10 protein-coding genes are annotated in these 14,824 nt (G+C 45.0%); 3 read left to right on the forward strand and 7 right to left on the reverse strand.

Translation table 11 applies throughout. From position 1 onward, the window contains the following. Nucleotides 1-637: 637 nt before the first annotated feature. The 7 genes from GXO74_04170 to GXO74_04200 all read right to left on the reverse strand — a co-directional run bounded on the left by GXO74_04170 (nt 638) and on the right by GXO74_04200 (nt 7,781). Nucleotides 638-1,369: an ATP-binding cassette domain-containing protein gene (locus tag GXO74_04170; protein ID NOZ60856.1), complete on the reverse strand. Its 732-nt coding sequence runs from the start codon at nt 1,367-1,369 to the stop codon at nt 638-640. 9 nt (nt 1,370-1,378) lie between these two features. Then, entirely contained in the window at nt 1,379-2,476 is a 1,098-nt protein-coding gene (locus tag GXO74_04175; GenBank protein ID NOZ60857.1) for an MlaE family lipid ABC transporter permease subunit, read from the reverse strand. 8 nt (nt 2,477-2,484) lie between these two features. Continuing rightward, on the reverse strand, nt 2,485-4,017 hold the full coding sequence (locus tag GXO74_04180; protein NOZ60858.1) for a hypothetical protein: 1,533 nt from the start codon (nt 4,015-4,017) through the stop codon (nt 2,485-2,487). 21 nt (nt 4,018-4,038) lie between these two features. Continuing rightward, a complete protein-coding gene (locus GXO74_04185; protein ID NOZ60859.1) occupies nt 4,039-4,695 on the reverse strand; it encodes a hypothetical protein in 657 nt (218 codons plus the stop codon). Between the two features lie 5 nt (nt 4,696-4,700). Then, complete coding sequence (locus GXO74_04190; GenBank protein ID NOZ60860.1) at nt 4,701-5,672, reverse strand: MCE family protein; 972 nt, start codon at nt 5,670-5,672, stop codon at nt 4,701-4,703. Nucleotides 5,673-5,743: 71 nt separating this feature from the next. Continuing rightward, a complete protein-coding gene (locus tag GXO74_04195; protein ID NOZ60861.1) occupies nt 5,744-7,102 on the reverse strand; it encodes a S9 family peptidase in 1,359 nt (452 codons plus the stop codon). Further along, entirely contained in the window at nt 7,053-7,781 is a 729-nt protein-coding gene (locus GXO74_04200; GenBank protein NOZ60862.1) for a hypothetical protein, read from the reverse strand. The genes GXO74_04195 and GXO74_04200 overlap by 50 nt, the downstream gene beginning before the upstream one ends. Nucleotides 7,782-8,230: 449 nt before the next feature. On the opposite strand from GXO74_04200, the gene GXO74_04205 reads away from it, so the two are divergent. From GXO74_04205 to GXO74_04215, 3 genes are all read left to right on the forward strand, one after another. Beyond that, nucleotides 8,231-11,314, forward strand: a complete 3,084-nt coding sequence (locus GXO74_04205; GenBank protein NOZ60863.1) for a hypothetical protein — start codon at nt 8,231-8,233, stop codon at nt 11,312-11,314. A 36-nt stretch (nt 11,315-11,350) separates the two neighbouring features. Further along, nucleotides 11,351-12,151 carry a hypothetical protein gene (locus GXO74_04210; GenBank protein ID NOZ60864.1) on the forward strand — a complete coding sequence of 267 codons (801 nt, stop codon included), beginning with the start codon at nt 11,351-11,353 and terminating at the stop codon, nt 12,149-12,151. Between the two features lie 112 nt (nt 12,152-12,263). After that, a complete protein-coding gene (locus GXO74_04215) occupies nt 12,264-14,777 on the forward strand; it encodes a TonB-dependent receptor (protein ID NOZ60865.1) in 2,514 nt (837 codons plus the stop codon). The last annotated feature ends 47 nt before the right edge of the window (nt 14,778-14,824 follow it).

Here is a 14,824-nt window from a genome sequence, read left to right on the forward strand (position 1 = left end):
GGCTTATCCGATGTACTGCCCATGACTACGGCGACTTGCTTGTATTCCATTGAATTCCTCGCTTTGATTTTCGTTCTAACCTTTCAACGGTTTCGTTCGCAGAGATCAGGAGCAGGTTTTGAGCCTGCGTCTGATTTGGATTATTTAAATATAAGAAATTATTTTTAAAATGCAAGGAAAGAAAGATCGAATTCGCTCTTAAATTTGGCTCTAATTTTTCATCAATTTGGAAACTGCGGGATGTCTTTTGCAAGGTCATTTTTTAAACAGTGCTGTGCCAGAAGTCAAAAATTTAGTAAAAACCACGAAGGACACGAAGGATATTTGTGTTTTTTAACTTATTGATTTTCAATAAAATATTCTTTGCGTCCTCTGCGGTTTCAAAAGGCTTTTGCTACACCCCCAACGGATACAAACGCCTAGGCGTTCAACGTGTGTAGGAAAATACGGGAAAATGCGAATGTAACCCTGAAGGGGGTAAACAATTTTGTCTCACAAAACCAACGTTCGATCACGCTTCTGTTTGGCTGCAATCGTAGTTTGCCACAAATGTTCATTCGCCTCTGGCGGATTTGTTTGCGCCAGTTTTTCAAAGGTTTGGGGCCAATGAATGATTCTGTTTAAAAATTCGAAAAAATTACTCCGGATGAAAAAACTCCTTTATGGCGGGAATGTCAGAAGACAACGCCTCATCTAATTTGCCGTAAAATAGAACCTGGCCGTCATCCAAAAAAATGATGCGGTCGGCGATGCGGCGGATGCTGGCAAGTTCGTGCGTGACCAGCACCAGCGTCATTTTCAGCAAATCGCGCAATTTAAGCAGCAGACGATCCAGTCCAATGGCAGTCACCGGATCGAGTCCGGCAGAAGGTTCGTCGCAGAAAAGAATTGTCGGATCCAGGGAAATGGCTCTGGCGAGCGCTGCCCGTTTGCGCATGCCTCCGGACAGTTGCGAGGGGTAGAGGTACATGGCATGATCCAGGTCAACGAGATTTAGTTTTTTTCGTACCAGCCGCCTGATGATGGAAGGGGGCAAGTCTGTGTGCTGCTCCAGCGGAATGGCGATATTTTCGCCCACGGTGATGGAATTCAGCAACGCGCCGTTTTGAAACAGCATTCCGATTCGCGTGAGAATTTTGTTGAATTCCTTTTCTTCCATGAAGGTAACATCTTCGCCGAAAATTTCGATTCTTCCCGAATGCGGTTGGTAGAGGCGGATGATATTTTTCAGCAAGGTCGTTTTACCGCAGCCGCTTTTTCCCAAAATGACTGTGATTTCGTTGGGAAAAATGTCGACGTCGATATTGTCCAATATCGTTTTTTCTTCATATTTGGCGACAAGCTCTCTGACGCGAATAATCGGTTCCATAGCCCTTGCTCAAGTAAGTGGTTGTCCGAAATAGAAAATCAAACCCAGAATCGAATCAGCGACAATGACAAAGAAAATCGACGCCACAACTGAAGCTGTAGTTGCTCTGCCCACACCTTCGGCGCCGCCACTGACGCGCAAACCCTGGTAGCAGGAGACGATGAGGATGATCCAGGCGAAAACGACACTTTTGATCAGTCCGGTAAAAACATCTTTCAAAATGAGCACGGTCAATAATTCGTTGAAAAATGCAGCGGCGCTCAATTGCAAGTAGGTCAAGCCGATGATGAAGCCGCCAATGATTCCGATGAGATCGGAAAAAATGGTCAGTAGCGGCAGCGTGACGGTGATGGCGTGAAATTTAGGAACGACTACGAACCGAATGGGATTGAGCGCCATTGTTTTCAGCGCGTCCATTTCTTCGGTGACGACCATGGTGGCGATTTCCGCGGCGATGGCAGAGCCGCTTCTTCCGGCGACAACGATGGCTGTCATGATGGGTCCCATTTCTCGCAGCATGGCGATGCCGATCAGGTCTGCCACAAAAATGTTGGCGCCAAATTGTCTGAGCTGCGCCGCGGATTGCAGCGCCAGAATGAGGCCGATGAGAAAAGAAATCAACCCCACAATGAGCAAAGCATTGACGCCAATGAGCAGGCTCTGTTGAACAAAAGAGCCTTCCCGCTGGCCTTTGTGCTGAAAAATTCCCGCGACGCTCCAGTAAAAAATGTCCGCGGCGAGCAGCAAGAGCAAGTAGGAGTTGCGATAGACTCGAACTGCGAAATCACCCATTCGTTCAAAAAATATCGGGGAACGCGGCGGCTCTGGTTCCGGCGTTTCTTGCGTGGAAAATGCCTGAATTGCCCGCTCGACCTGCTTGGGCACGTTGATGAATTCAATTTTCTTGTCAGTGACGGAAACGATTTCATCGAGAAACGCCACGCCGGCGCTGTCGATGGATTTTAGTTCTGAAAAATCGAGAAATATTCGCGGCTCCGCTATCGCGGCGAATTGTTTTTTCAAAAACCGCCAGGCAGATTTGATTTCGCGGGTCGCTAAATCACCGCTGAGTTTAATGGTGTTTTCTTGTCTGTTAATTTCAATCATTTTCCGGCTTAAAATAAGATGAATGAATAGCGCAACAACAAAATTTGTTCTGATTGGACGTAAGAAATAATGGACGGATCGCGTTTGAGACGAATGGTGTAATCGAGAGAAATGTTTTTGGACACACGATAGTTGATATTATTTTCCCATTCGTAAACCAGCCGGTCATATTTTCCGGATGGCGCCAGTACGTCTAATTCCGATGTAATCATCATGTTACGAAAAATACGGTAATTGCCCAGCAGCGACGCCTCGGGCCCGCGCTGGTAAACGGAATTTTTCTGATAAAAAGTCGTGTCATTTTCCGTGCTTTGAATGTACAATTCGGCGTTGATGTTTTGCCGATAGCCCATGCCAAAGCGAACATTGAAATTGGCGCGCATGGATCGGATCAAAGAAAGATTGAGCCCCAGTCCTTCTTTCAATTCAAGAGGCGAAAAATGGGGCGAGACATCGACTTTGTCCACGTTCAAATGTTTTATGTGCAATTTCCCCGCTGCGTCGTAAAGCAGAATAGTCTTCGGTTTGTCGTAGTAATAAGTTGTTTGGAATAAATTGGTTTCCAGAAAAAAACGCCCGTACAATCCGATACCCGGCAAAAAATAGAAAATGTAAGTATTTTTCCAGCGCACATTGTCAAGATAGCTGCGGAACGTATTTTGCTTGCGTTGCATGTTCCAGCCTTCTTCGATGATGCCGCGCGACAAGAAAAAGTGTCGATTGGTGCTGTATTTAATATTGTAATCCAATTGCGCCACAAAAGCCATGCTCGTTTGTTGGTTCTGGGAAGTGACGTTGTTTGCCCTGTTCAGCGTAAAACTCCCATAAAGCGCGCTATAAGTTGTCCATGTCGAAAGTCCCGGTTTTTTAATCTCCGAAAGCAAAATTCCGGCGCCGATAAAGTTTTTCGTGTCACTGTCTACCACGATCGTGTACTGTGTGAGTTCGCCAGAAAGCAGACGCACAGTAGCAAAATTGAGGTAAGTGTTGACGTGTTCGCCCAATTTGACAATTTTGTACAAGCCCGGTCGAAGAATCCACGTCTGCGGATTTTCTCCCAATTGTTCGTCTGCGCCGTAGCCAATGCCGAAAGCTTCGCCTTCCGGAAGCCGGTAAATTTCGTAAGCTTCCTTGAGCCAGTTTCTCGCTTCGTCGATGATGCGAATCGTCAGTCCGCACCAATCCGGCTGCAAAATGAAAGTTTCTTCCGCTTGGAGCGTGACATTCTTTTTGATCATTTGGTTTAAATTTCCGGAACCCAAATAAACGGTGTAATTGCCCGGCTTCAGAAATAAACTTCGTCCCATTTTTTTTACTTTGACAATCGAATCGCCTTGCATTACCGTGTACACCGGTTCAAAATCGGAGTTGGTCATTGCCGGCAAAAATAGTCTGCCCAGACCTTTGATGTCGTCCAATCCCTCCTGATCAAGCTGAACCTTTGGCGGCGGAGCGATCCAGTTGTAGGCTTTTTGCTGCAATCTCGCCGTCGCTGGCAAAAGCAGGAGGAAAATGAGAAGTAGCTGAGTTTGTTTTACCATTTCGAATGTGTGATTTCTATTTTACGGTTGTTGTTTTTCCGGATTCTTTTTTTCTTGCTCTTTGAAATATTTGATTATTTTTCTAATGAAATTATCGGTTTCTTCCTGAACGATATCGCTCAATTTTTTGGCAAAAAGCTCCATGCGAAAAACCGGCATTTCTTCGACGCGGTCAAATTCATGAGTCAAAACCGGCTCGTAGCCATCAAATGTTCGCAAGTAAAGCTTCATCGCCAGATGCGCAGCCGTGTAATTTGGATTGTCAAATTTCTCGATGGCTTCGATGGAGCCGACTATTTCGTAATCTGGTCTGACATCCAAGAATTCCCGTTGGCAGGATTCGAAAATGTGATAGCGCTGGATGTGGCGCGCGATCAGGTCGGAAATGACAATTTGCGGCCTGATTGCCCAGAGCTGGTAGCGATAATAATCCAATCGATGAGATGAGTAGCGCACCACGATATTCACGCGGTCGAATGTACGGGGAATTTTCATGGTCTGTACTAGCACGCGATAGGGCAGAGGCTTTTTCAGAGTCAGAGAGCTATCGCGCGGAACCGGATTGTAGTCCAGAATGAAATATTGCCTTTGAATGGATTTTGTCGCACAACGGGGTAGCAAACTACCCAGCAACACGACAAAAACGATGGCGGTTATTTTGAAAAGATTTTGCTTCATGGCTATTATCGCTCCCGAATTTCTTTCTGCGGTGAACTGCGAAGCAGCAGCGACGGATTTTCGCTGATCAACCTGGTGAATTCGTTGAAATATTCCAGACTTTCTCTTAAAATTTCTGTTGAGCTTAAAATGTCGTGTCTGCTTTTTAGCAACGTCAAATCCAGATGGGTGAATGTGCGGTTTGTCTGTTCCAGCGCATCTTCCATTTTTTTGATCACCTTGCGCAGGTCTGCCTCGGCCAGTTGACCGCTTACCTTTTCCAGATTTCCCACAGTATTGACTAACTCGTTTGATTGTGTTATTTTTCGAATGTCATTCACGGCAAAATTGGCGCTCACAATGAGCGTGTCCAGATTTCCGGAAATATCGTCAAAATTGGCAATTATATTATTCAAGTGCGTTTGATTGGTATCCAGCAGCGTAGCGAAATTATTCAGCGCCCGGCTGGTATTTTCAATCAAACCCAAAAATTTCTCGCGATTTCCTGCAGCAGTAAAATTTGCCAGATTGTTCAAAATAAGCTCGAGTTTCTCAGCAATAATTTCCGCTCTGCCAGTAATCGTCTCTACCACAGACTGGCCTGGTTTGATGAAACTTTCCGGCGGCAGGTCTTTCGCTTCGTTGGTACCGCCCCTCAACTCGATCATTTTCAAGCCTGTGATGCCAATGAACGTCAAAATTGCTTCAGTATTTTCCTTGATGGGAACTTTCGGGTTGAGGTTCATTTTCACAATCACAGAGGCGATGTCGTCCGGGTCAATGTAAATATTGTCAACCCTGCCAATGCGAATGCCGCGATATTTTACCGAAGAGCCTACTTCCAGTCCGGTGAGCGAAACATCTTTGAAACGAATGTAATACACGGCTTGTTTTTTCAACAGGCGACTGCCAGTGATAATTCCGATGGCGACAACGAGGATGATTATTGCGGTTGTCAAAAATATGCCCAATCGGATTTTCTGCGAACGGGAAACCATGATTTTCTTCCTGAATTTTTTTCGAATAAAGCAAAGACGCCGCCGCGCCTACAACGACGTCTTTGCTAATCTTATTTATTGAGCCATTCAGCGATCCATTCGTGGACTGTTTTCCACCACAAACGGGCATTTTGTGGCTTGGACACAAAATGATCTTCGTCCGGGAAATAGAGCAATTTCGAGGGAACTTTGTTGCGCTGCAGCGCAGTGAACATCTGGAACCCCTGCGTCACTGGCACGCGGAAATCATTTTCGCTGTGAATTACCAGTGTCGGCGTCCGGAAATTTTTTGCGAAATTGGACGGGGACCATTTTTCGTACAATGCGGGATGTTCGTAAGGCGTGCCATTGAATTCCCATTCCGGAAACCAGAGCTCTTCGGTGGCGCCGTACATGGAACGCTGATCGTAAACGCCGTCGTGAGAAACGAGCACTTTGAACGGATGTTCGTGCCCGCAAATCCAATCAATCATGAAACCACCGTAGGAAGCGCCGGCTGCTGCTAATTTTTCCTTGTCGATGAAATTGTAAGTCTTCAGCAGATAATCCACGCCGGCCATCAAATCTTTGTAAGGTCCGCCGCCCCAATTTTTACTCACCGCATTACAAAAATCCTGGCCGTAGCCCTTGGAACCGCGGAAATTGACCATAGCGACAACGTAACCGGGTGCGGCAAACATTTCCGCATTCCAGCGATAATGGAAATCATCAGACCACATGCCCTGAGGACCGCCGTGAATGAGATAAACCAGCGGATATTTTTTCGCCGCATCAAATTTTGGCGGTTTGACTAACATGCCGTGAATTTTTTTTCCGTCAAAACTCTCAAACCAGAAATCTTCCAGATCGTTCATTTCAAGTTGCGAAACTATGTCGCGGTTGGTGAAAGAGAGTTGCGTGATATTTTTCCCGTTCGTTTTTGAACGGAAAATTTCCGTGGGTTTGTTGATCGCCTCTTTGGCAAAATAGAGATATTTGCCTTTGGGATCAATGGCAAAACTTTTTACGTAGTCGTCAGTGATAATTTTTTGCACTTCGCCGCCGCGAACCGGAATGCGGTAAATGCAGCTTCTGCCTTCATTTTGCACGGTGAAGTAAACAAATTTTCCTTTGTTGTCAAAATGAAAAGTGCCCACATCGCGGTCAAAATCCGCCGTCAGATTTTTTCTCTCTCGAGTCTGGCGGTTGAAAAGAATCAAATCGTACTGGTCCGCCTCAAATCCGGCGTGGCGCATGGCGCGATAAGCCAAATATTTCCCGTCAGGAGAGTAAACCGGCTGGTTGTCATTGGCGGGATTTTCGGTAATTTTGGTGATTTTTCCGCCTTCTGCTGGTGTAACGAAAATATCATTGTTGGTGGAAATGGCAACTACCGGATCCTCATTGCGCACAAAAGCTATTTCTTTCTTTGCTGTCGGGCGAAAAACCATAATCCTGACTGCTGCCCAAATCCAGCGGAGGCGAGTCAAAATCGCCGGGCGTGACATCCCATGCGTCGCCGTCGCTGCTTTTCATCACAAAAACGTGGGAGCGTTTCTCATTGGTCCAGCGGTTCCAGTGGCGGAAAAACAACCGCTCGATAATTTTGGCTTTCACCAGAGATTTTGCTTTGGCCTCTTCGCGTGCCTGATTTTCGGCGTCGGTCTTGCAATCGGGGTAAACTTCCGAAGAAAAAGCAATGTACTTTCCGTCCGGCGACCAGACAATGCCGCTGGCGCCGGTGGAAATGTGACTCAGTTGTTTTGCCTCGCCGCCGTTCACGGAAATGGTGAAAATCTGTGGCGAGCCGTTGCGCGTAGAGACAAAGGCAATTTTCGAGCCGTCGGGACTCCAGCGCGCGCCAAAATCAGCTTTGGGGCTGCTGGTCAACTGAGTCGGGTCCCCGCCTTTCGCCGGAACCAGCCAAATGTCGCTGTTGCTTTTATTTGTTTCCATGTAATAGTATTTCACGGTGTAGGATAAATATTTTCCGTCCGGAGAAATCTGCACATCGCTGACCCTGCCGATTGAAAAGAGATCGTCAGCAGTGATGGGACGCTTTTCCCCGGCAAAGAGAGAAACTGAAATAATGAGTAGTAAAAGTGTAAGTATTTGAATTTTTCTATTCATTGATGAGCCCTCCGGATAAATGTGCTTTTGTATTTGTGAAAAATTATTTCCAATATACAAACTTTCGCTTTAAATGTCAAGGGAATGTGGGGCAGCTTTTTAATAATTTGGTTTTATGGAAATTTGCTATTGAAAATTGTGTTTAGCCACGGATGGACACGGATTTGCACGAATGTTTTTGTGAAATAATTTTTTGAAATGATGAACCGAAAAAATTAGCTATACGGTTAAAAGTTTCATTTTAAGAAAATTAGGTCTGTGTTCATCAGTGAAAATCAGTGGATAGAATAAATATTGTGAGCTCGTTCGTCGCAAACGAAAAAAAATATCGAAATAATATTTCTTTTGGAAAAAAAATTCCAAATTTCTATTGACTTACAAAAATAAATTTATTATGTTTAAAAGATCAATTTGTCAATTTAAGGAAATTTATTATTTCTGGAGAAATTTTGTCTGTTTTAGTCAGGAAAGATGTGCCAAAGTTCACTTTGCTTTTGCTTTTCTTGTTGCCTTTTCTTGTCTATTCCCAGCAAGTGGATAAAGAATCCCTCAAAAAAAGATTCAAGCGCTTGACTGCTGAAAAGATCGGTGAATCTGTTGGCAGTGTGATTGATGTTTCCGATTTAAAAATCGGCTTCTTGAACGATGGTCGGTTTTGTGCGCCACCGGAGTTTGTGTCGGAGTTGCCTAGCGCTTTGTACGGCAAATATGGCTATTTGGGAAAATTAGATCTCTGGGTCGGCATTCCGGACGGCCCCTGGGCACCGCAAGCCTGGGATTCGCAAAAAGGCGTCTACGTTTCCGTGGGGCCTACAGTGACCGGAACGGAGTTTGCCTTAATTAAAAGCCAATGGGGGGGATATTACTACATTGGCAGCGGCAACACAGAATGGTCTTCAATTCCCGGCACAAAAGGGATTTTTTACACCGATGCGGTTTCCTATTCTGAAATCTATCGTAGTAGCGGCGATTTCGATTTTTTCCTGGCACCGACAAGTACCATTCCAAAAACTTTTCCGAAAAGTTCTTTCACCGGGCTACCTGTTTGGCCCGGAAAATGGCGAACAGACCCGTACACTGGCAAGCCGTTGGAGGGCGAGTTTTTGGGCGATCAAGATGTCTTTTTGACTTTTGAAGACAGAGTAAGAGAGATGCCAGGAAACGGAGATGCGAGTTTAGAATTTTACCGCGCCAAAGGATATCCTATCGGTGCGGAAGTGCACGCTCAAATTAGCGGATTTCAGGAAGGTTATATTGCGAACATGATTATTTATGATCTGGAAATTATCAATATCAGCCAGTGGGATTACCATGATGTCTATCTGGGAATTTATTACGAATCGGACAATCCCTATTACTGGACAACCCAGCGCAGACCTCATTACGACGGATTAAAGACGAGGTACTCTAAAAATAGCGACGCGTATGGTGATGAAAATTTTCCGTATAATTTGAGTTACAATTATAATACTGTTTACGGCGATCCCGATAACGACGCCAAAGTTTTCGGTGTACAATTTCTGAAAACCCCTCTCGCGCAAAACGATGGAATGGACAACGACGGCGACGGTCTGATTGATGAGGATGAGGGCGAACAATTGGGCCTGACAGGATGGCATTTTATAGATTATAACTGCTTTGCTTACGATGATATTAAAAAATTGCAGTACAAATTGTTATCGGGCGACACGACTGACGTCAATCATGATTTGATTGATGACATGATTTTTTTTAAAGATGAAAATGACAGCCTGGATCCAAATTTTGATTGTTCTTCACGTATTCAAAGGAAAAACTACTGGTTAAACAGGGGATCTGTTTGGTTAGTCTATGATCTGTTGTCTTGCGGCCCCCTGAATTGGGCGAGCGGCGACACATTGCATTTTGTTTTTGGCATTTTAGTGGCGGATACTCCTGAAAAATTATTGGTGAGCGCAAAAATAGCGCGGAAAATTGTGGATCATGGCTACAATCGTTCGCTGGGACCTCCGCCTCCTCAAGTGAGAGCAGTTCCTGGTGATGGCAAAGTAACGCTCTACTGGGATAGTTCTGCGGAGGAAGCGGAGGATTTCATTACCGGATACAAAGATTTCGAGGGCTACAGAATTTATCGCACGACAGTTGATCCAAAATACAATGATTGGGGTGAAAAGATTTTTGATCATGACAGGAAATTAATTGGTTTTATTCCAGTGGCAGAATGCGATCTGGATAATGATATTTCAGGTTATGAAAATGTTTATCCGTTTCAAAAATTGGGAGATGACACTGGTTTGTTCCACACCTGGACCGATTCGACAGTGACCAATGGCGTGACTTACTGGTATAGCGTGTGCGCTTATGACCACGGAATTATTGACAGCGAACAGTGGAATCCGGACGGATTTCCTCCCTCTCCTTTGAATGAATGCCCCAAAGGCACAGATCCTGAAATTTCGCCCAATTTAGTGAAAGTAATACCCGGTTTAACAGCGGCGAATTACGAAGAAGCAAAAATTGAGATCATTGACCTCGGTGAGAGCTCGGGCAATGGACCCATCGAGGTTAAAGTGCTTGATCCGCAGGCTGTTACAGGCCACAATTATCTGATTGCTTTTGAAGATACAACTTACGGCTACGCGGTTTACGATCTCTACGATGATACAGAAGATAGTTTGCTTTTCTCAAAAGTGACGCAGACCAATGGGGAAGAAGGCCCGATTTTCGACGGGCTGCAACTGAATGTTAAACGTTACGACGATATGGAAGTTTTGAACGAAAAAACTTTCTGGTACAAAAAAGAGACCGGTGAAAAGTCCAATTGCACGTGGTCGATTTTTGGCGGGAAAATTAACTGGGATCCCTATCCCTACGAGTACGATATTATTTTCACTGATAAAATGGACACCAGTCATTATATGAAAAAGACAGCGCCGTTTGAAATCCGGAATACGGTACTCAACAAAAAATCCAACTGGGACATTTTTTTCGATGCCGAGACAGATAGCACCGATTCCATGAAAGCGACCTGGACCAGTGGCGACGTGATTTATATCTGGGATCAATTCAATGAAAAGAATAAATTCACCCTGCGCATCATCATTCGGGAACGGACGATTTTTACCTATCAGGGGATGTTGAGTGTTCCTCCTCAACCGGGAGATGTGGCGCACATCGCGCTAAAAAGGCCCTTTATTACCGGCGATAAATTTCGTATTTCCACACAACCAATAAAAAAGAAAATCGCGTATTCACCTGAGGAAAAGCCGGTGAAAGTCGTACCCAATCCGCTCATTGTCCGCGCCGGTTGGGAATTGAACAGTAACGAAGGAAAAATCCAATTCATCAATCTGCCGGGAAAATGTACTATTCACATTTTTACTTCCACGGGTGAGCGCGTACAGGTTTTGCAGCACGACGATCCGTACAGCGATTACGAGTTTTGGGATTTGCTCAATTTCAGCAATTTGAAAGTGAGTTATGGGTTGTACATGTTTGTGGTGGAAACGCCTGATGGCAAGGCAGATAAAGGAAAATTTGTTATTCTTCATTAGAATTTGTGCTAATTGTTTGAAATATAGGGAAAAATAATGATCAAAGTTCGATATTTAGTGTTTCTCTTTCTCTTGCTTGCTGTTTTGTTGTGCAAAGAAAAAATCCCTTCGGGCCCCGAGCGTGTGGAAATTTTAAAAGTTCACCTTTTCACGGAAGACAACAGATTGGATTTTGCTCAGGAAAATCATTATGAGAATCGATTTCGTCTGCCGCCAAAATATCTTTCCGTAGGCGAGTTTATGGAACGTTCAAAATGGACAGTGCCGTTTGGCGTGAAGATTGTGAATGATTTTGACGAAGCCATGGAAGGTAAAAAATGGATCGTCATCAAAGTCAATCTCTGGCCTGCAGATGAGACCGAATCGTGGCGGGGGCAAGTCGTTTACACGGATACGAGTTTTGAGCGTAATATGGTCATTGCGCCGGGTGATTCGATGATTTTTTTCAATACAAACATGCTCGTTTGGCACCAGCAGGATATTCACGGGAAAAGTATTCACGAGAGCAATAGTTTCAACCCGCTCTGGGTGAGGTGCGTTTTTTACGATTCAATTGTGCCGGGAACCAAACCGGAAGAAATCATTCAAATGCGCCAGTGCGATACGACATATCTGGCGCCGGTGGATACGGTGATTGCTTTTAGCGAGCCCAAGGAAATTTATGCCCAGGCAGAAGTTCAACTTTTCAAAAATTATCACACGGTTTTATCTGATACCCTCAAATTGCGCATTAATTACTATTTTCCCGGCGATGGATTTTACCGAAAATTTTGGTGTCGCGAGGGGCCTGTAATCGCAAACGATCCGCCGTGCAATACCAGTCCGCCGCCGCCGTAATTTCTGAAAAAATATAGTGCAGATTTTTAACGTCATTCAGTTTGCGTTGGCAGGGTATGTTAGCCGTTGTTGACTTTCATTAAATCAGAGCAAATAAGGCCAAGAAATTTAGATGAAAATTAAGATCTTTACAATAATTCTAATTCTTCTCATTTTTTCCGGTCAAATTTTTTGTGGCACAACCGGTCTGCTGAAAGGAAAAGTGACGGACAAAGCTACGGGAGAGCCGCTGATCGGCGCCAATGTTTTGCTCGTAGGCACAAGATTTGGCGCTGCCACGGATGAGCAGGGCAAATTTGTCATTTACCACATTCCTGCCGGCCGCTATCAGGTAAAAGTGCTCATGATTGGATACCAGCCCTATCTTGTTGATAATGTTCGTATTATCATGGACGTGAAAACAGAGCTTGACATTCAAATGTCCGAAGTCGCAGTTGATCTGGGAAAGGAAATTGTCGTAACTGCTGAGCGACCTCTGATTCAAAAAGACATCACAGGGACCATGCACGCGGTGAGTGCAAAAAAAATCACCGAACTGCCGGTCGATTCCTATCTTGATGTCATTTCTTTGCAGCCCGGCGTCACGTCCGATCTGCACATTCGCGGCGGCAGAACTACGGAAGTTTTGTATCTCGTGGATGGGCTGCCGATTCAGGAAAATATTCAGGGAGGCGCTGCCTCGCAATTGCCGCAGCAGTCAATCGCGGAGATGACCATTCAGACCGGCGGTTTCAACGCGGAATACGGCAACGCCATGTCCGGAGTAATCAATATCGTCACCAAACAGGGCGGTACAAATCGGGAATTTTTCTTGCGTGCTGTGGGTGACCACGCGGGTTACGAAAAATCAAATCATAAATCCGAACTTGAATTGATGACTTCCGGCCCTGTTTTTGGCGATAAAATCGGCTATTTTCTGTCTTCGAATGTACGCATTTCCGATACGCGCTGGTGGCAGGATTTGAAAAAATATTTTAACCCGCCCATGAAGAGAAATGTCAATGTCGTGGGAAAAATCAATTTTCGCTTGAGCAATAATGTCAAATTAATTACGCAGGCGATTTTTTCAGATAATTTTTCCCGGCAATACGAATACCGCTGGCGTTACAATTTGAACGGCCTGCCGCCTCTGGCAAGTCGATCGCTGCGGCTGAGCGCATCGTTCACGCACACACTTTCGTCGCGGACATTTTACACGCTGCAATTCAGTCGCTATCAGATTCACAAAGAAATGAAGAAGTGGCAGAAAGACCAGGTCGAAAATATGGCGCCTTACCAGTACGAATTACCGTGGTATTATTTTGTATTTTCCGGCAATCGTCTCTGGTGGCAGGACACTAAAGAAATCAATTATCTCGCCAAGGGAGATTTCACATCGCAGTATCATCCCATTGCTCAGTTCAAAGCCGGGTTTGAGTTTCAGTATTTCGATCTGGAAAACGATCTCGTCAAATACGAACCGCAAAAATCGTTCTGGGGCAAGCCGCTGCTGGACGCAGAACTGTTGAATTTTAACAGTTACTATCATTACCGCCCTTATCGCGGTTCATTTTATTTGCAAAATAAAATCGATAACGACATTGTGGTGATGAATCTGGGACTGCGTTACGATTTTCTCGATCCCCGAGCGCAGAGGCCGCTGGTGGAATGGATTCCGGTGAGCAATGAAGATTACCAACAGCAAATTAACGGCTGGGCGCCGGCGTCGCTGAAATCGCAATGGAGTCCGCGCATTGGATTTTCTTTTCCCATTACAAAAGATGATTTCATTTTTATCAATTACGGATTTTTCTTTCAAATTCCCATGTTCGATTACATGTTCACGGGCTTGAATTTTAATCTTAAAAAAGGCGTCAAAGCGCTGTACGGGAATCCTGATCTGAAACCTGAAAAGACAAAAGCCATCGAGGTAAGCTACAAGCATACATTCTGGAATAACTGGCTGCTCTCTTTCACTTATTTCAATAAAGACATTTCCGGTCTGGTGGACACAAAGACGTTTTTAGCCTCGGACAGTAAAGCGGAAGATGATGGCTACAATCAATACGTCAATCTCGCCGGCGGCAGCTCTGACGGATTTGAGATTGTTTTGCAAAAAAGATACAGTCATCATTTTTCCGGGAAAGTGAGTTATTCCTACATGCACGCCAGAGGGTTGAGCGGCAGCACGAATCAGGGAATGAATTATTTCATCTGGGGATTTTCCGTGCCCAATGAAGAATTTTATCTCTCCTGGGATCAGCGCCACACGCTGGTGACGGAAATCTCTCTCGGAACGCCGGATAAAATTAGCATGAATTTGCTCTGGCGCTGGAATTCTCCCAGACCTTACACCTATTTTCCGTCGCGTACCGGCTACGTTCCCGATTTGAATATCCAGATGAAACCCAACAATGCCCGAATGCGCTACCAGTCTTACGTCGATGTGAAAATTGTCAGAAATTGGCAGCTTAGATCCGGCATCACAGTTTCGACCTATCTCGACGTTCGCAATCTGCTGGATAAATACAATGTGCTCTGGATCGCCTCGGATGGCAGAATCGGCGGCGAATTGAGTGATCCGAGCGGTTGGGACATTGGCAGAAGAGTGAATCTGGGGATTACGGTTTCTTTTACTGAAAAGTGAGTTTGGATCTCGCCGCAGAGGCACCGAGGACACAGAGAAAAAAATGA

Source organism: Calditrichota bacterium, assembly GCA_013152715.1.
Taxonomy (GTDB): Bacteria; Zhuqueibacterota; Zhuqueibacteria; order Thermofontimicrobiales; family Thermofontimicrobiaceae; genus 4484-87.